25 protein-coding genes and 1 tRNA gene are annotated in these 22,594 nt (G+C 66.4%); 17 read left to right on the top strand and 9 right to left on the bottom strand.

All coding sequences use genetic code 11. The features are described from left to right. Window positions 1-2 precede the first annotated feature (2 nt). From fdxH to selB, 6 genes are all read left to right on the top strand, one after another. A complete protein-coding gene (gene fdxH, locus ACO07I_RS23385; protein WP_298307443.1) occupies window positions 3-908 on the top strand; it encodes a formate dehydrogenase subunit beta in 906 nt (301 codons plus the stop codon). After that, window positions 905-1,534 carry a formate dehydrogenase subunit gamma gene (locus tag ACO07I_RS23390; protein ID WP_422011638.1) on the top strand — a complete coding sequence of 210 codons (630 nt, stop codon included), beginning with the start codon at window positions 905-907 and terminating at the stop codon, window positions 1,532-1,534. The genes fdxH and ACO07I_RS23390 overlap by 4 nt, the downstream gene beginning before the upstream one ends. Beyond that, complete coding sequence (fdhE, locus tag ACO07I_RS23395; protein WP_422011640.1) at window positions 1,504-2,472, top strand: formate dehydrogenase accessory protein FdhE; 969 nt, start codon at window positions 1,504-1,506, stop codon at window positions 2,470-2,472. Before ACO07I_RS23390 ends, fdhE begins: the two co-directional genes overlap by 31 nt. 138 nt (window positions 2,473-2,610) lie before the next feature. After that, window positions 2,611-3,939, top strand: coding sequence for an L-seryl-tRNA(Sec) selenium transferase (selA, locus tag ACO07I_RS23400; protein WP_422018360.1), 1,329 nt, complete (start codon window positions 2,611-2,613; stop codon window positions 3,937-3,939). Further along, window positions 3,923-4,696: a tetratricopeptide repeat protein gene (locus ACO07I_RS23405; protein WP_422011642.1), complete on the top strand. Its 774-nt coding sequence runs from the start codon at window positions 3,923-3,925 to the stop codon at window positions 4,694-4,696. Before selA ends, ACO07I_RS23405 begins: the two co-directional genes overlap by 17 nt. Beyond that, window positions 4,693-6,612: a selenocysteine-specific translation elongation factor gene (gene selB, locus ACO07I_RS23410; protein WP_422011644.1), complete on the top strand. Its 1,920-nt coding sequence runs from the start codon at window positions 4,693-4,695 to the stop codon at window positions 6,610-6,612. Before ACO07I_RS23405 ends, selB begins: the two co-directional genes overlap by 4 nt. On the opposite strand, the gene ACO07I_RS23415 is transcribed toward selB, so the two are convergent. After that, the gene (locus tag ACO07I_RS23415; RefSeq protein WP_422011646.1) at window positions 6,581-6,931 is read right to left on the bottom strand and encodes a VOC family protein; all 351 of its coding nucleotides are present in this window, start codon (window positions 6,929-6,931) and stop codon (window positions 6,581-6,583) included. The two genes, selB and ACO07I_RS23415, sit on opposite strands and share 32 nt — an antisense overlap. 75 nt (window positions 6,932-7,006) lie before the next feature. On the opposite strand from ACO07I_RS23415, the gene ACO07I_RS23420 reads away from it, so the two are divergent. The 8 genes from ACO07I_RS23420 (at window position 7,007) to mobB (ending at window position 10,394) form a co-directional block, all read left to right on the top strand. Continuing rightward, window positions 7,007-7,102: transfer RNA gene (locus tag ACO07I_RS23420), tRNA-Sec, on the top strand. A 31-nt stretch (window positions 7,103-7,133) separates the two neighbouring features. Beyond that, window positions 7,134-7,463, top strand: coding sequence for a hypothetical protein (locus ACO07I_RS23425; protein WP_422011648.1), 330 nt, complete (start codon window positions 7,134-7,136; stop codon window positions 7,461-7,463). A gap of 1 nt (window position 7,464) precedes the next feature. Beyond that, window positions 7,465-7,644 carry a hypothetical protein gene (locus tag ACO07I_RS23430; protein ID WP_422011650.1) on the top strand — a complete coding sequence of 60 codons (180 nt, stop codon included), beginning with the start codon at window positions 7,465-7,467 and terminating at the stop codon, window positions 7,642-7,644. 26 nt (window positions 7,645-7,670) lie between these two features. Then, entirely contained in the window at window positions 7,671-8,183 is a 513-nt protein-coding gene (locus ACO07I_RS23435) for a DUF992 domain-containing protein (protein WP_422011652.1), read from the top strand. Between the two features lie 52 nt (window positions 8,184-8,235). Beyond that, window positions 8,236-8,733 carry a hypothetical protein gene (locus tag ACO07I_RS23440; RefSeq protein WP_422011654.1) on the top strand — a complete coding sequence of 166 codons (498 nt, stop codon included), beginning with the start codon at window positions 8,236-8,238 and terminating at the stop codon, window positions 8,731-8,733. 7 nt (window positions 8,734-8,740) lie between these two features. Continuing rightward, window positions 8,741-9,112 carry a hypothetical protein gene (locus ACO07I_RS23445; protein WP_422011656.1) on the top strand — a complete coding sequence of 124 codons (372 nt, stop codon included), beginning with the start codon at window positions 8,741-8,743 and terminating at the stop codon, window positions 9,110-9,112. Then, a complete protein-coding gene (gene fdhD, locus ACO07I_RS23450) occupies window positions 9,109-9,909 on the top strand; it encodes a formate dehydrogenase accessory sulfurtransferase FdhD (RefSeq protein WP_422011658.1) in 801 nt (266 codons plus the stop codon). Before ACO07I_RS23445 ends, fdhD begins: the two co-directional genes overlap by 4 nt. Next, window positions 9,906-10,394, top strand: a complete 489-nt coding sequence (gene mobB / locus ACO07I_RS23455; RefSeq protein ID WP_422011660.1) for a molybdopterin-guanine dinucleotide biosynthesis protein B — start codon at window positions 9,906-9,908, stop codon at window positions 10,392-10,394. The genes fdhD and mobB overlap by 4 nt, the downstream gene beginning before the upstream one ends. On the opposite strand, the gene ACO07I_RS23460 is transcribed toward mobB, so the two are convergent. From ACO07I_RS23460 to ACO07I_RS23480, 5 genes are all read right to left on the bottom strand, one after another. After that, window positions 10,391-11,614, bottom strand: coding sequence for a FecR family protein (locus tag ACO07I_RS23460; RefSeq protein WP_422011661.1), 1,224 nt, complete (start codon window positions 11,612-11,614; stop codon window positions 10,391-10,393). The two genes, mobB and ACO07I_RS23460, sit on opposite strands and share 4 nt — an antisense overlap. 19 nt (window positions 11,615-11,633) lie before the next feature. Further along, complete coding sequence (locus ACO07I_RS23465) at window positions 11,634-12,965, bottom strand: tetratricopeptide repeat protein (RefSeq protein ID WP_422011662.1); 1,332 nt, start codon at window positions 12,963-12,965, stop codon at window positions 11,634-11,636. A 102-nt stretch (window positions 12,966-13,067) separates the two neighbouring features. Beyond that, window positions 13,068-14,063, bottom strand: a complete 996-nt coding sequence (locus ACO07I_RS23470; protein ID WP_422011663.1) for a glycosyltransferase family 2 protein — start codon at window positions 14,061-14,063, stop codon at window positions 13,068-13,070. After that, window positions 14,060-15,802 (bottom strand): IlvD/Edd family dehydratase, encoded by a 1,743-nt coding sequence (locus ACO07I_RS23475; protein ID WP_422011665.1) that lies wholly within the window; start codon window positions 15,800-15,802, stop codon window positions 14,060-14,062. Before ACO07I_RS23475 ends, ACO07I_RS23470 begins: the two co-directional genes overlap by 4 nt. 32 nt (window positions 15,803-15,834) lie before the next feature. Then, a complete protein-coding gene (locus ACO07I_RS23480) occupies window positions 15,835-16,956 on the bottom strand; it encodes an FAD-dependent oxidoreductase (RefSeq protein ID WP_422011667.1) in 1,122 nt (373 codons plus the stop codon). Window positions 16,957-17,117: 161 nt separating this feature from the next. Here ACO07I_RS23480 and ACO07I_RS23485 point away from each other — a divergent pair, with 161 nt between their 5' ends. Beyond that, window positions 17,118-17,708 (top strand): cysteine hydrolase family protein, encoded by a 591-nt coding sequence (locus ACO07I_RS23485; RefSeq protein WP_422011669.1) that lies wholly within the window; start codon window positions 17,118-17,120, stop codon window positions 17,706-17,708. 42 nt (window positions 17,709-17,750) lie between these two features. Here ACO07I_RS23485 and ACO07I_RS23490 read toward each other — a convergent pair whose 3' ends face one another. Next, a complete protein-coding gene (locus tag ACO07I_RS23490) occupies window positions 17,751-17,885 on the bottom strand; it encodes a Flp family type IVb pilin (protein WP_422011671.1) in 135 nt (44 codons plus the stop codon). Between the two features lie 186 nt (window positions 17,886-18,071). On the opposite strand from ACO07I_RS23490, the gene ACO07I_RS23495 reads away from it, so the two are divergent. Continuing rightward, complete coding sequence (locus tag ACO07I_RS23495; protein WP_422011673.1) at window positions 18,072-18,878, top strand: universal stress protein; 807 nt, start codon at window positions 18,072-18,074, stop codon at window positions 18,876-18,878. Window positions 18,879-18,930: 52 nt separating this feature from the next. Further along, on the top strand, window positions 18,931-20,325 hold the full coding sequence (locus ACO07I_RS23500; RefSeq protein WP_422011675.1) for a hypothetical protein: 1,395 nt from the start codon (window positions 18,931-18,933) through the stop codon (window positions 20,323-20,325). Here ACO07I_RS23500 and ACO07I_RS23505 read toward each other — a convergent pair. After that, window positions 20,322-21,542, bottom strand: a complete 1,221-nt coding sequence (locus ACO07I_RS23505) for an META domain-containing protein (RefSeq protein ID WP_422011677.1) — start codon at window positions 21,540-21,542, stop codon at window positions 20,322-20,324. The two genes, ACO07I_RS23500 and ACO07I_RS23505, sit on opposite strands and share 4 nt — an antisense overlap. Beyond that, complete coding sequence (locus ACO07I_RS23510) at window positions 21,539-22,582, bottom strand: AI-2E family transporter (RefSeq protein WP_422011679.1); 1,044 nt, start codon at window positions 22,580-22,582, stop codon at window positions 21,539-21,541. The genes ACO07I_RS23505 and ACO07I_RS23510 overlap by 4 nt, the downstream gene beginning before the upstream one ends. Window positions 22,583-22,594: the final 12 nt, after the last annotated feature.

The following is a 22,594-nucleotide window of genomic DNA, read 5'->3' on the forward strand; positions in this document are numbered from 1 at the left end:
AGATGTCCGTGATGCAAGCCCTCGATCTCCGTCGCCGGTCCGCCTCCAGCGTGCCGCCGCCGCCTGCCGGGGCAAAAGCCGCCGTCCCGGTGGCCAAGCTGATCGACGTCAGCAAGTGCATCGGCTGCAAGGCCTGCCAGACCGCCTGTCTGGAATGGAACCAGCTCGACCAGCCGATCGGCTACACCGACGGCACCTACAACAACCCGACCGATCTCACGACGGCCTCGTGGACCGTGATGCGCTACACGGAGTACGAGCATGGCGACGATCTCGAATGGCTGATCCGCAAGGACGGCTGCATGCATTGCGACGATCCGGGCTGCCTCAAGGCCTGCCCGGCGCCGGGCGCCATCGTGCAGTACACCAACGGCATCGTCGACTTCATCTCGGACAATTGCATCGGCTGCGGCTATTGCGTGAAGGGCTGCCCCTTCAACATCCCGCGCATCTCTCAGGTCACCAGCAAGGCCTACAAGTGCACGCTCTGTTCGGACCGGGTGGTGGTCGGCCAGGCACCGGCCTGCGCCAAGGCCTGTCCGACCCAGGCGATCTACTTCGGCACGAAGGACGACATGATCGCCCATGCCGGCAAGCGCATCACCGACCTGAAGTCGCGGGGCTACCAGAATGCCGGCCTCTACAATCCGCCGGGCGTGAACGGCACGCACGTGATGTACGTGCTGCAGCATGCCGACAAGCCGTCGCTCTATGCCGGCCTGCCGGACAATCCGCACATCAGCCCGCTGGTCGGCATCTGGAAGGGCGTGATGAAGCCGCTCTCGCTCGCGGCCATCGCGTTCGCCGGGGCCTTCGGCTTCATGCACTACGTCACCAAGGGACCCAACAGGGTCACCGAGCACGACGAAGAGAAGGCGGCCGAAGTGGCGGGGAGCGACCGGGCATGATCGAGCACGCCAAGCCGGTGAGCCGCTACACCACGGCGGCCCGCATCAACCACTGGGTCACCGCGGTCTCGCTGATCCTGCTCGCGCTCAGCGGGATGGCGCTGTTTCACCCCTCGCTCTACTTCCTCACCTACCTGTTCGGCGGCGGGCAGATCACGCGTGCGATTCATCCGTGGATCGGCGTCGTCCTCGCCGTCAGCTTCCTCGGCCTGTTCCTCCGCTTCTTCACGCTCAATTTCTGGAACCGGGACGATACGGTCTGGATGAAGAATCTGGGATCGGTGATCAACAACAAGGAGGAGGGGCTGCCCGAACTCGGCAAGTACAATGCCGGTCAGAAGCTCGTCTTCTGGGGCCAGTCGATCCTGATCCTCCTCCTGCTCGGCAGCGGCTTGGTCCTGTGGGACACCTACTTCGCGTCCTACACGACGATCGACCAGAAGCGTCTCTCGGCGGTGGTCCACGCGCTGTGCGCCATCGGCGCCATCCTGATCTGGATCGTGCATGTCTATGCCGCCATCTGGGTCAAGGGCACGATGAGCGCCATGACCCGCGGCTCGGTGAGCGGCGGCTGGGCGTGGAAGCATCATCGCAAATGGTTCCGCCAGGAAGTCGGCAAGCCCTGACGTCCGGTCCCGAAAATCCCGCGTCTGCCTACGGCGAAAACATCCTCGGCGCCGCCGCCGAGGGTGAGCGCATTCGGCTGCCCGACCTGTCGACGGTCTTTCGACGCCGCGCTGCCCGTCTCGAGGCGCTGGCGCCTGGCCATGATCTCGAGGGGTTCCTCCACCTGATCGCGGCGCTGGTGACCGCGCAGCACCAGGCCTTGTCTGGCCTGCCACCGGGCTCGCTGCCGGGTGCGGCGGAGATCGGCAAGGCCCGGCTCGTGCAGCGATCACCGCTCGATCCCTCGATCCGGCCACGCGACGAGAGCTGGCGTGTGGCGCTGTCGCGCATTCTCGAAAGCATCGACGGCACGGTGCTGCCCGAAGCGGCCCGCGGGGCCCGCGAGGCGCTGCTGCAGGCCAGTCCCGCATCGCTGGAGGCGATGGCGGATCGCTTCCTCGGCGGCGACGTCGCGGCGGCTGAGGCGGCGCAAGCTGTGTTCGTGGCGGCGGCCCTGCAGGTCGTATGGACCCGCATGGCTGCTCTGCTCGATCCTGCCGATCTTTCGCGCGCTGATGAAAGCGGCGACTGTCCGGCCTGCGGTTCGCCGCCGGTCTCCGGACTGGTCTCGCCCGGCGGCACGAAGTTCGGCCACCGGCATCTTCATTGTTCGCTGTGCGCGACGTCGTGGCGCTACACGCGGGTGCGCTGCGTGCATTGCGGCAGCACCGACAAGATCTCGTTTCGCAATCTGGCCGGGACCTCGTATCTCCGCGCGGAATGCTGCGAGGTGTGCCAGGGCTATTCCAAGCTTTTCTATCTGGAGAAGGTGAGAACCCTGGAGCCGCTGGCCGACGACCTGGCCTCGCTCGGGCTCGACGTGCTGGTGGGAGAGGCGGGCTTCGCGCGCGTGCCCAATCCGTTCGTGCTGGGCATGATGGAGCAACCGGAGAAGTGATTGATCGGCCGTTGGGCCTGAGCCATGGTGACTGTCGGCGGACCGGACGTCCGGCCTTTCTCTGGTAGGAACAAACCCGTGTCGCGTGTCGACCGCGCCGATGGCGCTCCCGAAACCCGTCCCCTGTCGATCGATCGCATGGCCTCCTGGCCGACCGTCGCGCCGCTGATCGCGCGTGCCGGCCGTGCGCTCGTGGTGGAAGCGCTTCGGGCCTGGGTCGACGAGCGACGGGGCACGCCCGAGGTGGCGAGCGAAGCCGCCTGCGTGCAATGGTGCGTGACGCGCCTGGACCTGTTCCTGAAACCCTCGCAGCGCCGCGTGTTCAACCTCACCGGGACCGTCCTGCACACCAATCTCGGCCGGGCGGTACTCGCCGAGGAGGCGATTGCCGCCGCCGTCGAGGCAATGCGCTCGCCGACCACGCTCGAATACGATCTCGAGGGCGGTGCACGCGGCGAACGCGACGATCACATCGCGCCCTGGCTCTGCCGCCTGACCGGTGCGGAGGCCGCGACGGCGGTCAACAACAATGCCGCCGCCGTACTCCTCGTGCTGAGCGAACTCGCAGCGGGCCGCGAAGTCATCGTCTCGCGCGGCGAGCTGATCGAGATCGGTGGCGCGTTCCGCATTCCCGACATCATGGCGCGTGCCGGCTGCCGGCTCGTCGAGGTCGGCACGACCAACCGCACCCACCTCAAGGATTACGCGGCGGTGATCGGGCCCGACACCGCCGCGATCATGAAGGTCCATCCGTCCAACTACGCGATCCAGGGCTTCACCAAGGCGGTAGCGGCCGCCGAGCTCGTGCCGCTGGCCCGCGAAAAAGGGGTGGTGCTGATCGAGGATCTCGGCAGCGGCACCCTGGCGGATCTCGAAACCTGGGGCCTGCCGCGCGAACCGACGGCGCGCGAGGCCATCGCCGCCGGCGTCGATGTCGTGACCTTCTCGGGCGACAAGCTGCTGGGCGGTCCGCAAGCCGGCCTGCTGGTCGGTCGCAAGCCGCTGATCCAGCGCATCGCCCGCAACCCGATGAAGCGGGCGCTGCGCCTCGACAAGGTGCGCCTGGCCGCTCTCGAAGCGACGTTGCGGCTCTATGCCGATCCGGGGAGGTTGGCCGAGCGCCTTCCGACCATACGCTCTCTCGCGCGGCCAGCCGCAGAGATCTGTGCCGTGGCGGAACGGCTCCTGCCGGCGGTACAGGCGGCGCTGGGGCACGATGCGACGGCGAGCGTCGCGGAGGTGCGGGGACAGATCGGTTCGGGCGCTCTGCCGGTCGACCTTCTGCCCTCGTTTGCGATCGCCATCAAAGCGAAGCGCCTCGACCGGATTGCCGATCGTTTCCGCCGCCTGCCCATTCCCGTGATCGGCCGGATCAGCGACGGCACGCTCTACTTCGATCTTCGCACGCTCGATGACGAGCCGGCGTTCGCAGCCCAGTTGGACAAGCTCCATGTCGTGGCTGGCTAGGCTTCTCGACCGCACGCCGCCGCCGGAGCAGCGGATGGCAGAGGCGCTGGCGGCGTGGAAGTCCGGCAACTATGGCGTTGCGCTCGACCTGTGGGCGCCGCTCGCCCATGAGGGCCATGCACGGGCGCAGAGCAATATGGGCGCGGCCTTCCTGCAGGGCTGCGGCGTCGAGCAGGATCACGCCAAGGCGATCCTCTGGCTTCGACGCGCCGCCGGGCAGGGCGATGCCGGCGGCCAGCGCAATCTCGCTTTGTGCCACTATGAAGGATGGGGCGTGCCGCAGGATCACGCCGAAGCCGCGCGGCTCTATGAGGCGGCGGCGCACCAGGGCGATGTCGAGGCCCAGGACATGCTGTCGTGGATGAAGCTCGTAGGCGGTGGCTGTCCGCAAGATTACGCCGGGGCTCGTTTTTGGGCCGAGAAGGCGGCGGTTCACGGCAGCGCGGCGGCCATGGCCCGGCTGGGCGACATCCATCACAACGCGCTGGGCGTCGCACGCGACGCGGCGGTGGCCGCCGACTGGTGGGGACGCGCCGCACGTCGGGGACATGCCGAGGCACAGGCGATGCTGGGGGCGGCCTATCTCGCCGGCAAGGGCGTCGATCGCGACCCGGTCGAAGCGCTGCACTGGTTGCGCCGGGCCGAGATGGGCGGTGCGGGCGAGCTGGCTGCCGGCTTCATCAAGGAGGCGCGGGCCCATGCCAAGCCCGCGCAGCGGGCCGAAGCGGAGCGCCGGGCCGAGGAGCCTTTGTCATGATCGTCGGAACGGCGGGCCATATCGATCACGGCAAGACCGCCTTGGTAAAGGCGCTGACCGGTGTCGACGCCGATCGCCTCAAGGAGGAGAAGGCGCGCGGCATTACCATCGACCTGGGTTATGCCTACAGCGATCTCGGCGACGGCCGCCAACTCGGCTTCGTCGACGTGCCCGGTCACGAGCGGTTCGTGCACAACATGCTGGCCGGCGCCACCGGCATCGATGCGGCCCTGCTGGTCGTGTCGGCGGCCGAAGGCATCAAACCGCAGACCGTCGAACATCTGCAGATCCTCGATTTGCTGGGCATCGACCGCGGCATCGTGGCCCTCACCAAGGCCGACCTCGCCAACGACGACCAGCAGCTCGAGCGGATGGCCGAGATCGAGACCCTGCTCGCCACGACCTCGCTGCGCGGCGCGGAAATCGTGCCCGTCTCGGCGGTGACGGGGCAGGGCATCGACGAGCTGAAGGAAAAGCTCCTGGTCTTGGGCGAGAGCGGCAAGGGCGCTTCGGGCTTCGCGCGCCTTGCGGTGGATCGCTGCTTCGTCCTGTCCGGAGCGGGCGTCGTCGTCACCGGCACCGTCCATGCCGGCGAGATCAGGGTCGACGACCGGCTCCTGCTCACCCCGTCCGGCATCGAGGCGCGGGTGCGCTCGCTGCATGCCCAGAACCGGGCCGCCGCGGTGGGACGCGCCGGCGAACGCTGTGCGCTCAATCTCGCCGGTCCCAGGCTCTCCAAGGAAGCGATCAAGCGGGGCGATTGGGTGGTGAGTCCGGAGCTCCACGCGCCGACGGACCGAATCGATGTCCGGCTGAGCCTGCTCGCCTCCGAAGCACAGCCGTTGAAGCACTGGTCGCCGGTTCATGTTCACCTGGGATCGGCGCATGTCATGGGACGCGTGGCGCTGCTCGAAGGCGAGAAGCTGGCGCCGGGCGACACGGCGCTTGCGCAGATCGTACTGGACGAAAAGGTCGGTGCGCTTTCGGGCGATCGGGTCATCCTCCGCGATCCGTCCGCGACGCGCACGATGGCCGGGGCGGCGATCATCGATCCATTCGGCCCGCCGCGCAACCGCCGCGCCGAGCGGCGTCTGGCGGAGCTGGCGGCTCTTGCCGTGGACGATGGCGAGGTCCTGCCGCGGCTGTTGCGCCTGGAGAGCGGCTTTGTCGATGTCGGCCGCTTCGGTCTGGCGCGCAATCTTCGCCCCGCCGAGGTCGAGACGCTCGTCGAGGCGGCGGGCGGGCAGGCGCTGGAGGGCTTCGGCTTTCTCGCCGAGACGCTCGAGGCCGCGCGCACCGACATCGTCGAGACGCTCAAGGCCTTTCACGAAACCAAGGCCGATGCGCCCGGTCTCCAGGCCGAGCGGCTGCGGGTCACGCTGAAGCGCCGCTGGCCGGCATCCGTCTTCAAGGTGCTGCTCGATCGCGAGATTCGCGCCAAGACCGTGGTCGTCGACGGCGCGTTCCTGCGCTTGCCCGGTCATTCGCTGAAGCTCGGCTCGCGTGACGAGGCACTGTGGAACAAGATCGCAGCCGACATGACACGCGATCGCTTCAAGCCGCCGAGGGTCCGCGACTTCGCGCAGGCCTACGGCGCCACGGAGGTCGACACGCGCCGGCTGCTGCAGCGGCTCTCGAAGCTCGGGAGGGTCGTCGAGGTGGCGCCGGACCATTTTTTCCTGCGCCCCGTCGTGGCCGAGATGGTCGCCATCGTGAACGGCTTCGATCACGAATTCAGTGCAGCCGAGTTCCGCGACAAGCTCGACAATGGCCGCAAGCTCGCCATCCAGATTCTCGAATTCTTCGACCGCCACGGCATGACGATCCGCCGTGGCGACCTGCGCCGGGCGGTCCCGCAGAAGGCCGGACAGTACGGGCCGCCGCCTACGGCTTCAGAACCGGCCCGCTCAGGCTGACCGGCGCGCCGTCGGGGCCGGTAAAGAGCGATAGCAGGAAACCGTGCTCCTCGTGCGGCGTGCTGCCGACATTCACGCCGCGTGCGGTGAGTTCGGCACGTTTGGCGTCCAGATCGGGGACGCGCAGCCCCGGCTGCCATGTCCCCGCCGGATTCTTCGCGGATGCTGGCTGGAGCGCCAGCCGGGTCGGACCGGTCTCGAATTCGGCCCATTCCGGGGTCTCGAACTTGAGCTTCAGGCCGACGGTATCACGCCAGAAGGCAACGGCTGCAGCGAGGTCGGAGACGTTCGCGATGATGTATTTGAGCTCGACGGTCATGATCTTGAATTCCTTGGGGATTTCACCCTAGCACGACAGGTGACAGGGACGAGGTTCTGGTGAATCATCCGTCCCGGAGGGGAAGCGCTCCCGGTGGGGCGGCTGGCCTTCAAAGCCAGAGAGGGCCGTTAGCCGGTTCTTAGTGGGTTCGACTCCCACTCTCTTCCGCCAACTCTTTGGATCTTCGGAGTCCAGACGACCGATGCGTACCTTGATCTTCGTCGCCCTGCTGTCGCTGGCGGCGTGCTCGATAAATTCCCAGTACTCCGAGCCGTGGACGGTGCGAACGGTCAAGCACTCGTACGATGCGCGGGACGCTTGCCTCGTGAAGCACGCCGCCTCCTATGCCGTCGATGGTTCCGATGCGTCTAGCGTGGGTCGTACCGTCAGTTCCAATTGTGAGGCCGAGACGAACGCGCTGATCGCGAGCAGCAACCCGCACAACGACCCGACCGTGACGGCGGCCATCCGGCAGGATTCCGAATTCAGGGCAACGGGCTTCGTGCTCAAGGCCCGTGGGCAGTACAACTAGGATGTCGACCGAGGCAGACGTGACGAACGAGGACGCAAAGATTGCGCTGGCCAATCTCATGATCCGGAAGGCCGGCCTGATCCGGACCGTCCGGCACGAGATGCACAAGCAGGGAGTGGTCTACTCCGTTGGCCTCACCGAGATTCTCGAGGCCATCGAGCGAGCGAAGAAGGAAGACTGACCGCTACAACCGGAAGGGGTGCCGACATGCTTCGATCCATACTGACGATGACCGCGGCCGCGACGTTGATGTTCACGATGGGCAACGGCGCCCAGGCGCAGACCCCGGCCGCCCCGGGGACGCCCCAGGCGACCGGGAAATCCGGCGCGAATGTCGGCTCGCTCACCTGCAAGGTGGCCGGGGGCATGGGATTCGTCTTCGGCTCGTCGAAGGACCTCGACTGCATATTCGCGCGCACCGACGGTGTCGGAGAGAAGTACACGGGCTCGATCAAGCGCTACGGCGTCGATATCGGATTCACCAAGGAATCGCAGATCGTCTGGCTGGTCTTCGCGCCGGGCAGTATCGCCTCGGGTGCCCTGGCGGGCGCCTACGCGGGCGCGACGGCGCAGGCCACGGTGGGCGGAGGTGTCGGTGCCAACGTGCTGCTGGGCGGCGGGAGCGGCCAGGTCACCCTGCAGCCCGTCAGCGTTGAGGGCAGCGTCGGACTGAACGTCGCCGCCGGCGTCGCTGAGGTCGAGCTCAAGTACGCAAAGTAGAACGGCGCGCGGGGAGCTTGCGGCGGCGCTGCGAGTCGGGTCAACTCCCGGCATGCCGTCCGCCGTAGACTCCCTGATTGCCCGCCTCCAGGCGGATTGCACCGCGGCCGAAGCGGCCGAGCGCCAGGTGCGGGCTTCCGTCGAGGCCCAGATCAGGCATGCCGAGCGCGCGCGCACCTTCGCGTGGCGGCGTCTCAGCGCGCTCTCGGACATGGCCAGGGTCGCGGCGCTGGAGCCCGATCGCGACCGCGCGGTCGAGCGCCAGCTGGAAGCGCTGTTCCGCGACATCGGCTGGATCGAGAATGGCCTAGGCGAACTGGGCGAGGGAGCGCGGCCGTTGCTCGACTGGCTGCGGCCGATCGCCGAGGCGCTGCACGCCGAGGCGCATCCGCAGCAGCCTGAGGAGGGGCAGCCAGCCGAGCCACCGGTGATTGCCGATCCGCTTGCGGCCTTTCGTGCCTTCGAGGCGTGGTACGAGGCCGAGCGCGGCGAGCCCTTCCTGCAGGTTTTCGACCGCTATGTACCGCCCACCCCCGTGGTCGAGTTCTAGGAGCGCGATGAGAACCGACTTCGAGCATTGGCTGACCGCTCAGTTCGCCGACACGGGCCCGTTCACGATCTTCATCCTGCTGGTGCGAATCACATCCGCCAGCGCCGTGCCGCTGCGATCGAGCTACGCCCATCTGATCGGCGCCGAGATGACGTGGCCGGAGATGCGGGCGCTGCTCGAGGGCGCAGGGGCGCCATGGGACGGCGTCGCCTTCTTCGTCGGTCTCGGCCACGAAGGCGGACCGCTGCCAGACCCGGTGGCCGCGCGCAAGCTGAAGGAAGTTGAGGCCGACGTGAAGGCCGATCCTCTGGTCCTGAACCGCGGCCTGTTCTTCGATCGCGAGGGGCGGCACCTGCGCATCGACGAGACCACGGCATGAGCCGCGAGGGCTCGGTCCGCCGTCCGGCGCGCCGTCTCACTGCCGGCACCAGCGAGACGCTCGAGGAGACGGTCGCCGAGGAAGTGGCCATTGCGCTGGTCTACAACGGCATCAGCCATGCGGTGATGATGGCGACCCCGTGCGACCTCGAGGATTTCGCCCGCGGGTTTTCCCTCACCGAGCGGATCGTCGAGCGGCCATCGGAAATCTATGACATGGAGGTCGAGCCGGTCGGGCGCGGTATCGAGGTCAGACTCGAGATTGCGGCGCAACGGATGGCGGGTCTCCAGCAGCGGCGCCGCAGTCTGGCCGGTCGTACCGGATGCGGCCTGTGTGGCGTCGACAGCCTGGAGGCGGCGCTGCGCGCGGTGCCCGCGGTTTCGAATCCTCATCGGGTGGCGCGGCTTGCGATCGAAAGGGCGATGGCGGGGCTGCCCGAGCATCAGAGGATCAACCGCACCAACGGCGCGACGCATGCCGCGGGTTGGGCATCGCCGGAAGGCACGCTGGTGGCCGTGCGCGAGGATGTCGGCCGCCACAATGCTCTCGACAAGCTGGCCGGCGCATTGGCGAGCAGCGACGCTGCGGAGCCCGGCGGCTTCGTGGTGGTGACCAGTCGCTGCTCCTACGAGATGGTGCAGAAGGCGGCGGCGATCGCGGCTTCGGCAATCGCGGCGGTTTCCGCTCCGACCTCGCTCGCCATCGAGACAGCCGAGCAGGCAGGTGTCGCGCTGGTGGCCTTCGTCCGCGAGGGGCGGTTGACCGTCTATGCCCATGCGGACCGGATCATCGCGTGAGTTCGCAGAGAATCTTCGGGGTCACCGGTTGGAAGAACGCCGGCAAGACGACACTGACGGAGCGTCTGGTGGAGGAGTTCGTGCGCCGCGGCTGGCGCGTGTCGACCATCAAGCATGCCCATCATGACATCGACATCGACCGGCCCGGCACCGACTCGTATCGCCATCGCGCTGCCGGTGCCGGCGAGGTCGCCCTCGTCGGCGGCCGGCGCTACGCCATCATGCGGGAGACGCCGGAGCCATCGATCTCGGAGGTGCTGGGGAGACTGTCGCCCGCCGATCTCGTCCTGATCGAAGGTTACAAGCGCGAAGCGCACCTCAAGATCGAAGTCCGCGCCTCGCCCGAGGCCGAACCGCTGGCGCCTGGCGATCCCGCCATCGTGGCGATCGCCGCCGACTATCAGCCGACCGGCGGTGCCTTGCCGTGGTTCCGACGCGACGACATCGCAGCCATCGCCGACTTCATCGCCCGCAGGACGGGCTAGGGTGCCTTCTGTCCGAGGAAGCCACCCGCAGCCTGGTATCTGGGCCCGGTGACCGTGAACACGCCCACCTGGGTCGACGGATAGCCCTGTCCAGCGAAGGCGCCGTTCATGGTCATCGTGCGGCCCGGCGTATTGGGATTCGTCGTCGGCATGTTCGCCTGGAACCCGTAGTTGCCGGTGCGGGTCGTGGTCCCGCTGTAGCTGCTGTTGTTGAAATTCGCGGTTGTCGTGCCGCTGTTCGTTCCCATCGACCAGACCTGCGTGTAGCTGCCCGTGCCGTAGGAAAAACTGCCGTTGTTTCGTACGAGACCACCCATCACACCATTGTAGGTGATCGTCTGCGTCATCTGACCGGAGTTGCTCACGACTTTCGACGGCAGGGTCGGCGCATTCGACGGTGCAGTCTCGAACGCATTGGTGAGAACGTTGGTCACGATGTTGCTGGGATTGGCGTTACGCGGCCCGGGCCCGCTGCCGAAGCGGTTCCCCAAGGAATTTCCGGAGCCCTGACCGGAATTGGCGTTCGAGAAACCAGAATTCTGGGCCGCCTGATCGGCGCCACCCGATTGTCCACCGCCTTTGCTGCCTTCGAGTTGGGCGAGAACGCCGCTCAATGCGCCCGGGGGCACCGCGCTCGCGAGACCCGGCAGGGCACCGAACAGGGTCGTCACCTGGAAGCCGGGACGCGTGACGGTTTCCAGCTTGCCGCCGGCGCCGACCGTCATGCTGATGCCGAAGACGAAGATCGACGTCGTCTCTTTCTGGTCGACATTGAAGATGCTGATGCCGCCGCGGATACCGATCGTGCTCGACGGGGTGGTGACGCTGATGGCGTTGGTCTTGCTGATCTTGCCGCCGACCAGACGGAACACGCCCTTGCTGGCGTTGATGGCGAGGTCGCCGGTCTTGGTCGCCGGATCGTAGACGAACCTGTCGATGGTGAGCTGCGCATTCGGGCCGACCGACAACGATGTGCCGTCGAGGAACATAAGGTGCGCGCGGTCGGTCGCCGACGTCGTGATCAACTCGTTGGCCTGCACGTCGACGCCGACGCGCAGCACGCGTTCGGCCTCGCTGGGGGGCTTGCCGCGCGGATCGCCGTCGGCCGCCGAAGTGACGCCGACCTTGGCGCTGGCGGCGACCGGCAGAAGGGAAGTGCCCGCGGCGAGAAGTGCAGCGGTCAGCAGGGACAGGTTCGCGCTGGCAGGTCTGGGGGACACTGTGATCTCCTGAGCAGCGCTAGAAGCGCCAGGTTACTCCGATGAGCGCACTGTTGTTCGTGAACGCGTAATTGGGAATGTCCGAGGATCTCACGAACCTTCCGCCCGACACCGTGAACATCGTCCGCTGATCGAACGGAATGGACAGGGTTATATTCAAAATCGTGTCCGTCTGTTGTCTGGTAACGGACGGATCCACGACGGCATCAGGCTGATCATAGTACCACCACTGCATGTTCGCGAACAGGCTGATGCTCCAAGGCAATTCGCTCTTGAAGACCGGGTCTGCGAACGAGAAGGACATGCCGCCGCCTGCCCCGTAGAGCGTGTAGTTTTGCCAGGGCGTGCTGTCGGTCTGGTAACGCTGCAGGTTGCCGTTGGCATAGAGCATCAGCGCATCGTTCACGAGGTACTGGAACGTCGTATTGCCCGAGTACTCTGCGCCGGTGAACTGGTTGTTGGTCGGGAGATACCAGCTGTTCTGGTACATCTGCCGCCGCCAGGTGAAGTTCGTGGTGTTGCGCAGCTTGTCCGACAGAAGCACGCCCACTTCGAGGCCGGAACCGAAGCTGCCGTAGTAGGGAACGTCGTTCACCCAGATGTATCCCGCCGTGCCGAACGGCTTCAGGCTGACATCCTGAAAAATGCCTTGGAAAGCCTGGAAACGCGGGCCGGACGTCAGGTCCAGGATGGAGACGTTGGCCGCTTGGATCTGGAACTGCCGGTTGAGATAGCCCGAAAGCTGCGTCTCGAGCTGGCCGCGGTTGTTCTGACCGAGGTCGTATGTGTGACGCACGAAGCCCGAGGTCACAGCACCCCAATCCGCCGTGCCCAGACCGGCCTGGTTGAGATTGGCAGTCTGCCCGAACAAGCGCACGCTGGAGGTCGGCGGACCGAGATTTGCGTTCGATTGATAACGCATGCCCGCGAAGACCTCGCCGCTGAACCGCGACTTGGCCAGGCGCTTCTCCGACTCCGCCAGGAACTGCTCGGCGCGCGCCTTGACGTCGGGCGGGAGCGACGCCGACTTGAGCGTCATCTCGAAATATGTCCGCGCCACTTCGAAAGAGCCCAGCCGATAGTAGAGCACCCCGAGTTCGAGGCGGACCCGCGGCAGATCCGGATCCACCACCAGCATCCGTTCGAGCGCCGAAATGGCGCCCTCTAGATCGCCGGTCTTCGCCGCGATCATTGCGAACTTGAACAGGACGTCGAGATCGGACGGCTTGCGCAGCATATCCTGAAATGCGGCGTCGTATTCGGCTTCGTCCGTTGCTGAAACGGTCGATGTCTGGGCCAGAGCAGGATACGCGTCCATAACGACAGAGCCGACGCTGCCGGCGAGCAGCACAGCGACGAGGCTCGCGCATCGTCCGAATCTGTTCACGATGAATTCCCCCGCGCCCCGTGTGTTCGGGCTCGACTGCTCGCGAAGAATGAAGCAGGACGCGTGCTAGATCAACCAACTCCGGATGGTGAGCGCCCAGCCGACGACGAGATTGGCGCGGGCGGCTCGCATTCGCAGCACCATGCGACGGTACTGGCGGTCTCCCAGTGCCGTCACGAAACGCTCCTCCTCGCGAGTCATTGCAGAGAGCATGCGGTCTAACATGGTCGAGTATGTGTTTCCCCAGTTGCGGCTCGACAGATGGAGTCTTCCGCCGAGCACGGGGTTGTCGGCGGCTCCATTGCGGCCGTGAAGACGATAGGAATACAGGGCGTTGTCGATCAGCAGCGAACCGGCGACCATCTGCGCCATCACGACAACATAGAAGTCCATGTGCAGGCGGAACGCCTCATCGTCCTCAGGGAAGACGAGGTTGATCAGCGAACGCCGGAACATCATCGACGAGGTGCTGACCCAGACCCAGTGCACCACGCGCTTGGTGTACAGGTGGTATGGAGTATGGCTCTCCCAACCGGCGGTCCCGCGCGCCACATCGAGCTTGGGGACACGGCTTGCGTCGAGGGCCGCGAAAGCAAGATCGCGATCGGCGCGGGCGCGGTCCTTGCCGAACCAGTACATGCCGCCGGCGATCAGCTCGTCCTGTCCGTTGATCAGGCGCGCGTTGCACGCGGTGAAGCCCACCGCGTAACTCTCGTTGAGATGCGCGGCGAGATGGCGTTCGAGAAAGTCCGGATTCCACAGATCGTCGGAATCGAGGAAGCAGACGAACATCGCGTTGGTTTCGGCGAGCCCGCGGCGCGTGGCACCGGTCTGTCCGACATTCCTGTCGAGACGGATGTGCCGGAAGCGGGAGTCGGCAAGCTCTGCAAGCGTCTGCTCCACGACCGCGACCGAATCGTCGGTCGAGGCGTCGTCGACGATCACGCATTCGAAATCCCGCAGCGACTGCTGTGCGACCGAACGGATGGCGGCGGCGATGTAGTCACGGCAGTTGTAGCACGTGACGACGACTGAGATGCGGGGGAGCCTGATTTCGGTCACTTCGCCGGTCCAAGGAAATCGAAGTCGACACCTTCGTCGGCCTGCAGGACGGTCTTGAAGAAAAGACCGGTGTAGCCGCGGTCGCTGCCGGGATGGGCCGGTGGGGCCTTCCAATCCTTGCGGCGCGCCGCGAGCGTCTTGGCATCGACATGGAGTTCGAGCCGGCGCTTCGGAACGTCGAGCGTGATGCGGTCGCCTGTCTTGACGAGGGCGAGCGGTCCGCCGACCGCGGCCTCGGGCGCGACATGCAGGACGATCGTGCCGAACGCGGTCCCGCTCATGCGGGCGTCGGAGATGCGGATCATGTCCTTCACGCCGGCGCGGGCGAGCTTCATGGGGATCGGGAAGGACCCCGCCTCGGGCATGCCGGGCGCGCCCTTGGGGCCTGCATTGCGCAACACGAGGATGTCGTCTGCCTTCACGTCGAGATTCGGATCGTCGCCGCGCGCCGCGAGATCCTCCAGGGAATCGAACACCACGGCGCGGCCGGTATGGGTCAGCAGGGAGGGCGAGGCGGCCGCGTGCTTGATGACGGCACCGCGCGGCGCGAGATTGCCGCGCAGCACGGCCATGCCGCCGGTTGGCTTGATCGGATCCTTGGCGGTGCGGATCACCGTCTGACCCGGAACCATCTCGGCGGCATCGATCACCTGTTTCAACGTCTTGCCGGCCACCGTCCGGCACTTCTCGTCGAGATTCTTGCGGATCTCCTTCATCAGGCGGGAATTGCCACCCGCCCAATGGAAGTGCTCCATGTAGTGGTCGCCCGAGGGCTTCAGGTCGACCAGCACCGGCACGTTGCGGCCGATCTCGTCGAATTCCTCCAGCTCGATCTCGATGCCCAGCCGGCGAGCCACCGCAGTGAGATGCACCAGTGCATTGGTCGAGCCGCCGATCGCCTGCAGCACGGTGAGGGCGTTGCGGAAGGCCGCCTTGGTCATGATCTCGCTGGGCTTCGGGCCCTGCTTAACGGCCATCTCGGCTGCCAGACGGCCCGTCTGTTCGGCGATGCGCAACCGATCGGAATGCGTGGCGGGGATCGAGCCGCTGGTCGGCAGGCCCATGCCCAGCGCCTCGACGATGCATCCCATCGTGCTGGCGGTGCCCATCACCATGCAGGTGCCCTGGGTTGGGGCGAGACGCTCGCTCACCTGCTCGATATCGGATTCCGAGAAGGTGCCGGCGCGATACTGGCCCCACAGGCGGCGGCAGTCGGTGCAGGCGCCCAGCACCTCGCCCTTGAAGTGGCCGACCAGCATAGGTCCCACCGGCAGCACGACGGCCGGACGGTCGGCACTGGCCGCGGCCATGAGTTGGGCCGGCAGGGTCTTGTCGCAGCCGCCGATCAGCACGACGGAATCCATCGGCTGGGCGCGGATCATCTCCTCGGTGTCCATCGACATGAGGTTGCGCAGGAACATGCTGGTCGGATGGGAGAAGCTCTCGTGGATCGAGATGGTCGGGAAGACCATCGGCAGCGCGCCGGCCAGCATGACGCCGCGCTTCACCGCCTCGATCAGGTCGGGCACGTTGCCGTGGCAGGGATTGTAGTCGGAGAAGGTGTTGGTGATGCCCACGATCGGCCGGTCGAGCGCGTCGTCGGAATAGCCGCCGGCCTTGATGAAGGCCTTGCGCAGGAACAGCGAGAATCCCGCATCGCCGTAGGTGGCGAGACCTTGGCGCAATCCGGTTTCCTTCTTCGGTCCGGCCTTCGACGTACGGCGCTTGGCAGTTGCCATCTCGATTTCACTCCCTGAACTATTGCATTTTGTCAGGCCGGCCCATCGCCGACCAGACCGGCTGCCCAGCGCGCATGTGCCGCGACGTCGCGACCCTCGGCAATGGTCCGCGCGAGTTCGAGACCCATCAGGGCACCGAACTTGAAGCCGTGGCCCGAACAGGGCGACATCGCCCATCCCCTGGCGCCCGCCCTCTCGACGATGAAGCGTTCGTCGTCGGTGACGCTGTAGAAGCAGACCTTGAGATTGCGGATGGTCCAGCGATCGAACCCCTTGAGCAGGCTGCGGCAGCGGTCGAGCAGGGCGCTCATCTCGCTTTCCTGAGCTTCGCGGCCCGCTGTGGGGTCGCCGGTGCGGCTGAATTCGTGGTCTCCAACCTTCATGCCGCGCCCCCGGACCGGCGGCACCAGGTAGAGGCCGACATCCCCCGTCTTCTCGATGATCATCGGCCCCTTCGCCCAGGCCGCGCGCTGGTCGGCCGGCATATCGAAGTAGAGCACCACCTGACGTGACGGCACGACGCGCGAACCGAGCGCGGGAAGAAGGCGGGGAGCCCAGGCGCCCGCCGCGATCACCACGACATCGCCACCGTGGACCTCGCCGGCCCGCGTGACGATGCGTCCCTGTTCGAGATCGACCGAGCGCACGGGCGTGTTGGCGTGGAGCCGGACCCCGGCTCTCGCGCCGAGGTGGCCTACCAGCGCAGCCACGATGTCCTGCGCCAAAAGCACGCCGCCCGTGTCGATCCAGAAGGCGCGCTCGAGCCCCTTCGTGTCGAGCAGCGGGAAGCGCCGCGGCAGTTCGGCCATCGACAGTTCGGTCATCGGCCGGCCGATCGAGGCGAGGGCGCCGGCAGAGCGCTCCGCCCAGTCCGCGCCATTACCCGTCAGAGCGAGGGTCCCGGTCGGCTCGTAAAGGGTTTCTCCCAGGTCTGCCCACAGCAGGTCCCAGGCCGCATAGGCATCGTCGATCATCCGGGCGTAACCGACATGGACGCCGTAGGGATGGCGGATCAGGCGGTGCTCGTCCATCGAGGAGGCCAGCGGATTGGGGAGAGGACCCTGCTCGAAGAGCTCGACCTGATGGCCGAGGCGCGCCAACCCCCAGGCCGTCGAAAGCCCCATGATGCCACCGCCGATGATGATCGCTCTCACGTTCCCCTCTTGTCGCTAAATGCGTCGCTCACAAACGATGGACCATTTCTACAGGCTTCGAGGGGCATTGAGACCCCTTCCCGAAGGTGTTGCAAACCGGGGCGTCCTGAGCGTTGATGGCAACGAGGCTTACACAACCGATCAAGACCAAAGGATTGAACATGGCGATGACCATGCTGCAGATGGCCGGGGCGCAGCCGACGCCGGCCACCATGGCCGACGGGATCCTGCTCATCATCGATGCCCAGAGGGAATATACGGACGGATTGCTGCCACTGACAGGGGTGCAGCCCGCGGTGGATGCGCTGGCCGTGCTGCTCGAGAAGGCTCGTGCCGCGAGCACGCCGATCGTCCATGTGCGGCACCAGTCCAAGGGCAAGGCCTTCAACCCGAGCTCCTCGGGCTACGAGATCGTGAAGGAGCTGACGCCGCGTGACGGCGAGACGATCATCGACAAGGGCATGCCGAATTCCTTCGCCGGCACCGACCTTGCGTCGCGGCTCGCGGCGATCGGGCGCAAGAACCTGATCGTCGGCGGCTTCATGACCCATATGTGTGTTTCGGCGACGGTGCGGGCGGCGACGGATCAGGGCTTCATGAGCACGATTGCGGCCGACACGGTCGCCACGCGCGATCTGCCCGATGCGACGGGCGGCGACACGATTGCCGCCGCTGTGATCAACAGAATCACGCTGGCGGCTCTGTCCGACCGGTTTGCGTGGATCGTGCCGTCGGCCCGGCAGATCGCCTGAAGCAGGCTCGGCACGCCTGTGGGCCGATGCGGTTGGTGGCGGCTAAAGGTTGCCCTGGCCGCTGACGGTGCTGATGGCGGTGATCGCTGCGACGGCGATCAGAGAGGCGATCAGCGTGTACTCGATCGCGGTGGCGGCCTTGTCGTCCGCCATCAGCCGGCGAAAAAGTGACAGCATCGATATCTCCAGAGTGACGAAATGCTGGGGGCTGACGGCAGCCCGTGTCGATGAATAAGTTGAAAAATCGCCTCTAACGTATTGGACCGACACACCGATACAATGTGAGAATTGTATCAAGATCATCGTGGCGCGCGCTGCGGTGAGCGCCGTGTTATCGTAGGGCGAGCAAGAAGGGGGCGAGTCATGAAGTCCATTCTGACAATGGCCTGGACGTCGGAAGATCCGTCCGCGTTCGATCTGGCAGCCAAGATCGCGCACAAGTTCGGGGCGCGCCTGATCGCCCTCGAGCCGCCGTCCTATGGCGTGATGAGCATGGCCTGGGCCGATGCCGGCATGGGCGCTCCGATCGGGGGCGGCCTGGCGGAAGACGCCGAGGAGCGCCAGCGGGTGTCTGCGGTCAAGCAGGCTTTCGACCAGCGCGCAGCCGGCCTCAGCGCCGAATGGCGCTCGGCCGACGATAGCGGCCCGACGGCCATCGGCACGATCGGCAGGGCGTACGATATGATCGTGTTGCCGCAGCCGGGCGCGCTGCCCAAGATGCCGGAGAGTGTCTTCGAGACGGCCCTGTTCGATTCGGGCCGCCCTGTCCTCGTCGTGCCGCCCGGATATGGCGGCATGGTCGGCAAGCGCATCCTGTTCGCCTGGAACGGCTCGACGGAAAGCGCCCGGGCGATCTCGCTCGCGATGCCCGTGCTGAGCGGCGCGGAGGCCATCGAGGTGCTGAGCGTCGAAGGCGCGATGGTTCCGGGGCCGACGGCCATGGAGATCGCCGAGTCGCTGAAGAGCCACGGCCTCAACGTTACGGGCCAGCACGTGAAGCCGGGCGCCAAGACGGCGGGCCAGACCATCGTCGATCGGGCGCAGGCGTTGGGCGCCGACCTGATCGTCAAGGGCGCCTATACCCAGAGCCGGCTGCGCCAGATGATCTTCGGCGGCGTGACGCGCGACCTCATCCTGTCGTCGCCCCTGCCGGTGCTGTTCTCCTATTGATCCACAATCCGCCGCCGGTGTCGTCACCGGCGGCCGTGCTAGAAACCGCCGCATGACGGCTGGCTCGCCCGCATCCGGATCGCCCTGGGGCCGCAGACTCGTGCTGCCGATGTTCGTGCTCGTTCTGATTACGGGCGCGGCGCTGGCGTACGCGCAGTTGACCGAGGACCGAAGCGTCCCGGCCCCGCCCACGATCGCGGAGAAGCTGGTCATCCTGCAGGCGGAGCGCGCCGAGTTGCAGGCACGCTCCGGCAGCCTGGCGCGTCTCGAGATGCTCTCGTCATTCCGGGCGGCCAGCTTGCTGTTCGATGCGTTGGCCTCGCGATATGAGCCCGAGCGCGAGCAGCCGTTCGACCGGTTGCCGGCCGCGCGACGCGAAATGTTCGCCAGGCTGGAGGCCGTGAATGCCGCGTTGCGCACCGCGATCGATCGCCCCGGCCATCCCGGAGGGGCCGCCGCGGTGGAGCAGGCGGCCAACGGCATTCCGGCGGACCTGGAGTGGATGGCATCCTTCGATTCCACGCCGGTCATCCTCTCCTACACGCCGATGTTTCTCGCGCCCAAGCGGGCGGTGCCGAGCGACGCGCCGGCTCCGGCTGGCGACGATCCCGCGATCGAGATCGAGATCCTGGGCTTGCGCCTGACAAGGGACCGAACGCCGCCGGTCCTGACGATCGGCTCATGGCGCGGCGAGGCCGTCGTGACACCGGAGCGGCTGAAGTTTGTCGTGCCGCGCAGCGTTTTCCCGTCGGACGCCAAGCATGCGAGGTTTGCCTCCGGATCGCTTTTCCTCCGTCATGGCTCGCGCATCGTGGCGTTCCAGCTTCTCTTCACCTCGATCCCGGAAAAGGTGGGCGTGTTCGCGTTCGACCAGAAGGTGCGGTCCGCCGCACCGGAGTCCAACACGCTGGTATCGCCGGAAATACTGGCGCGCGCCCCGGCCGGCGAATCGCGAACCGTGCGGCGTTGCTTCGATCCTCCACCGGGATGGCGTTTCGACAAGAGCAAGAGGCGAGTCGTCATCGTCGAGCGGCTGGGCTGGATCGACGACACCCCTGACGAAACGATGAACAGCGGATCGGTCGCTTTCGTACGCGAAGACCGCCCCAGCCAGATCTGCGTCGCGGTCGTCGCCAAAGCGGCGACCAAGGCAGCCCGCACCGCCACGATCGGCCGCTTCGAGGCGACGCTGATTCGCGACGCCACCGTGGATCGAACGGTGCAGAGCGGGATCCGACCTCTGGAGTGGAACGCGCCGGTCAGCGTCCCGGTCGAAGCGGGTATGGCCGACTGGAAGCTCTACGTCCGGCTGTTCGACGAGATCGACCGGGAATATGAAGGCACCGCCGGCGGCGGTGCCGTTGCCAGCGGCCTTACCTTCCTGAACATCGCAATCGACCGCGACAACAAGCTGACCATGGAGGCCGACCTCGCAGGCTTTCGCTAGCGGCCGCGTGCCTCGAGGCGCATGCGCCTCTTGCCGGTCTCGTCGTTGAGATCGAGCGTGGTGCCGGAGATCTGCGCGGTCCTGATCGCGCTCAGGGCGGCGACGAAACGTTTCTCGATCGCAGCCTCGGCCGTCGGGCAGGCCATCAGGGTCATCGGCCCGGGCATGAAGCGGAGGCCAGCCGGATCGAGGACATACTCGCCGGCCAATGTGTTGCAGCCCGTCGAGGCTGTGAACTTGTCGAGATCGTCGAGACGCATCAGCGGCCGCCGGCGCCAGTCGTCGAAGGCGGGACGCTCGCCGTCGAGTTCGACCAGGCGCCATTCGGTGTCCCGCAGCGCCGAGCCGCGGGCCGCCAGCGCCGGACACGCGCCGTTGCGCTTCAGGTCGATGAAGCGATCCACCTTGACCGAGTTGTTGCCGTCGAAGCTGCCCATGATCTCGACGTACAGGAACGATTCACGGGAGGGGGTGGCGTCTACCCACGCTTTTTCCAACTCCGGTTCGGCGCCGCCCGGGGCAACGCCATAGACGCGTCCCACCAGGCAGGGTGCGAAAAGACCGCCATCCTGCGCGTCGCGATACAGTCCGGCGAGCTTGAAGCGTCCGTCGACCGGGTCCGTGGTTGCGGCCTGCGTCAGCTCCGTACCATCCTCGGCAACCAGCTTGTCGGTACCGGCCTCTCGGAACGACCGACGGCTGCCGGCCCCGCCACGCAGGACCATCCGCACGCCGCCCTCGACTTCCTGCGCCCACTCACCCAGCTCGAGAACGGGTTCCGCAGCCCCATCGCGCTTCTCCCGGAGCCGGAACGTGCCGTCGGGAAACAGGGTGACGGTGAGGGCGCCGCCCTGATAGGTCCGTGGCGGCTCACCCGGACGGCCGGCGGCATGGCAACGCATCGAGCGACCTGCAGCGGTGAGCGTGACTTCCCGGCCGCGTCCGCGGAGTTCGTAGTAGGAATCCGAATAGGCGAAGCCGGAGCCTGCTGTAATCCGCGACAGTTCGATCTCGGGTTGGCCCGGCATGCGCAGGGTCGCGAACTCGCCATCGGCCGAGTAGGAGGAGGCGAAGTCCATCCCTCCGGGGCAGGAGTACATCACCTCACCTTTCGGTACCGGCAGGGGCGCGGGCCTCGGCGACTGATCGGGCGGAGGGGTCTGTGCGGCAGCCGGCATTACGGCAAGCAGGACGAGCAGCAGGGACAGACGGTTCATGTCGTCGACTCCGGGATGCGACCGTCGGCGGAAAGCAACACGGCGACCGGCCGGGTCGTCTCGAACTGCGCGAGTACGATCAGCGCGACCACCATGATCGGCACGCAGAGGAACATGCCCACCACGCCCCAGATCGTGCCCCAGACGATGAGGGAGACGATGACCACCAGCGGCGAGAGATTGAGGGAGCGCCCCATGATCGCCGGCTCGATCAGATTGGCCGTCACGACCTGGATGGATCCGAAAACAAGCAGCACGATCAGGAAGGGCGTGAGGTTGTCGAACTGGATCAGCGTGAGAATCGCCGGCGCGATGATCGCCAGGATCGATCCGACGGTGGGGATATAGTAGAAGAAGAACACCATCACCGCCCAGAAACCCGCGAAGTCGACGCCGACCGAAGCCATGACGAGATAGGCCAACGCCGAAGTGGCGGTGGCGAGCGTGGTCTTGATGCGGATGTAGATGCGGATCTCCCGGTCGATGCGGTCGAGAATGGCTAGGACGCGCGCCTCCTGACCGTCGCCATGAAAAATGGCGGCCAGCTTGCTCTTGAAGTGAGCCTGCTCGACAAACAGGAACAGGGTGTAGATCAGGATGAGCCCCGCCACGCTCACCACGGAGGCCGCAGCCGCGGCGACGCTGCCCAATGTGTCGGCAAGGCTGATGCGGGACACGAGCTCCGAGAGGGTGGGAGCCTGCTCGACGCCGATCATCGGGGCGACCTGCTCGATGAGGTTCGTCAGCCGGTTTTCGTAGGAGGGCACGGCGGCCACGACGGCCTGGACGTTAAGACCGATCGTGCGCCCGACGACCCAGAACAGTCCGCCGATCAGCAGGACCGCGACGGCCAGTGCGATCGGTTGGGGAAGGCGCAATCCGCCGAGCCGGGGCTGGCTGAAAGTATCGGCCAGTGAATCGATCATGTACCAGAGGACGATACCGAGGACGAACGGCAGCAGGAGCCCTCGGCCGGCGACGAGCAGTGAAATCGTCGCGGCGATCACGATGGCCCACAGGGCGGCGCGTTGCAGCGTCATGGCGCTACTATA

The organism is Reyranella sp. (genome assembly GCF_965227665.1).
In the GTDB taxonomy this organism is placed as follows: Bacteria; Pseudomonadota; Alphaproteobacteria; order Reyranellales; family Reyranellaceae; genus Reyranella.

Coding starts and splice junctions, on each gene's coding strand:
- fdxH (WP_298307443.1), top strand. CDS start 3: ATGTCCGTGATGCAAGCCCTCGATCTCCGTCGCCGGTCCGCCTCCAGC.
- ACO07I_RS23390 (WP_422011638.1), top strand. CDS start 905: ATGATCGAGCACGCCAAGCCGGTGAGCCGCTACACCACGGCGGCCCGC.
- fdhE (WP_422011640.1), top strand. CDS start 1,504: ATGGTTCCGCCAGGAAGTCGGCAAGCCCTGACGTCCGGTCCCGAAAAT.
- selA (WP_422018360.1), top strand. CDS start 2,611: ATGGCCTCCTGGCCGACCGTCGCGCCGCTGATCGCGCGTGCCGGCCGT.
- ACO07I_RS23405 (WP_422011642.1), top strand. CDS start 3,923: ATGTCGTGGCTGGCTAGGCTTCTCGACCGCACGCCGCCGCCGGAGCAG.
- selB (WP_422011644.1), top strand. CDS start 4,693: ATGATCGTCGGAACGGCGGGCCATATCGATCACGGCAAGACCGCCTTG.
- ACO07I_RS23415 (WP_422011646.1), bottom strand. CDS start 6,931: ATGACCGTCGAGCTCAAATACATCATCGCGAACGTCTCCGACCTCGCT.
- ACO07I_RS23425 (WP_422011648.1), top strand. CDS start 7,134: ATGCGTACCTTGATCTTCGTCGCCCTGCTGTCGCTGGCGGCGTGCTCG.
- ACO07I_RS23430 (WP_422011650.1), top strand. CDS start 7,465: ATGTCGACCGAGGCAGACGTGACGAACGAGGACGCAAAGATTGCGCTG.
- ACO07I_RS23435 (WP_422011652.1), top strand. CDS start 7,671: ATGCTTCGATCCATACTGACGATGACCGCGGCCGCGACGTTGATGTTC.
- ACO07I_RS23440 (WP_422011654.1), top strand. CDS start 8,236: ATGCCGTCCGCCGTAGACTCCCTGATTGCCCGCCTCCAGGCGGATTGC.
- ACO07I_RS23445 (WP_422011656.1), top strand. CDS start 8,741: ATGAGAACCGACTTCGAGCATTGGCTGACCGCTCAGTTCGCCGACACG.
- fdhD (WP_422011658.1), top strand. CDS start 9,109: ATGAGCCGCGAGGGCTCGGTCCGCCGTCCGGCGCGCCGTCTCACTGCC.
- ACO07I_RS23475 (WP_422011665.1), bottom strand. CDS start 15,802: ATGGCAACTGCCAAGCGCCGTACGTCGAAGGCCGGACCGAAGAAGGAA.
- ACO07I_RS23485 (WP_422011669.1), top strand. CDS start 17,118: ATGGCGATGACCATGCTGCAGATGGCCGGGGCGCAGCCGACGCCGGCC.
- ACO07I_RS23490 (WP_422011671.1), bottom strand. CDS start 17,885: ATGCTGTCACTTTTTCGCCGGCTGATGGCGGACGACAAGGCCGCCACC.
- ACO07I_RS23495 (WP_422011673.1), top strand. CDS start 18,072: ATGAAGTCCATTCTGACAATGGCCTGGACGTCGGAAGATCCGTCCGCG.
- ACO07I_RS23500 (WP_422011675.1), top strand. CDS start 18,931: ATGACGGCTGGCTCGCCCGCATCCGGATCGCCCTGGGGCCGCAGACTC.
- ACO07I_RS23505 (WP_422011677.1), bottom strand. CDS start 21,542: ATGAACCGTCTGTCCCTGCTGCTCGTCCTGCTTGCCGTAATGCCGGCT.
- ACO07I_RS23510 (WP_422011679.1), bottom strand. CDS start 22,582: ATGACGCTGCAACGCGCCGCCCTGTGGGCCATCGTGATCGCCGCGACG.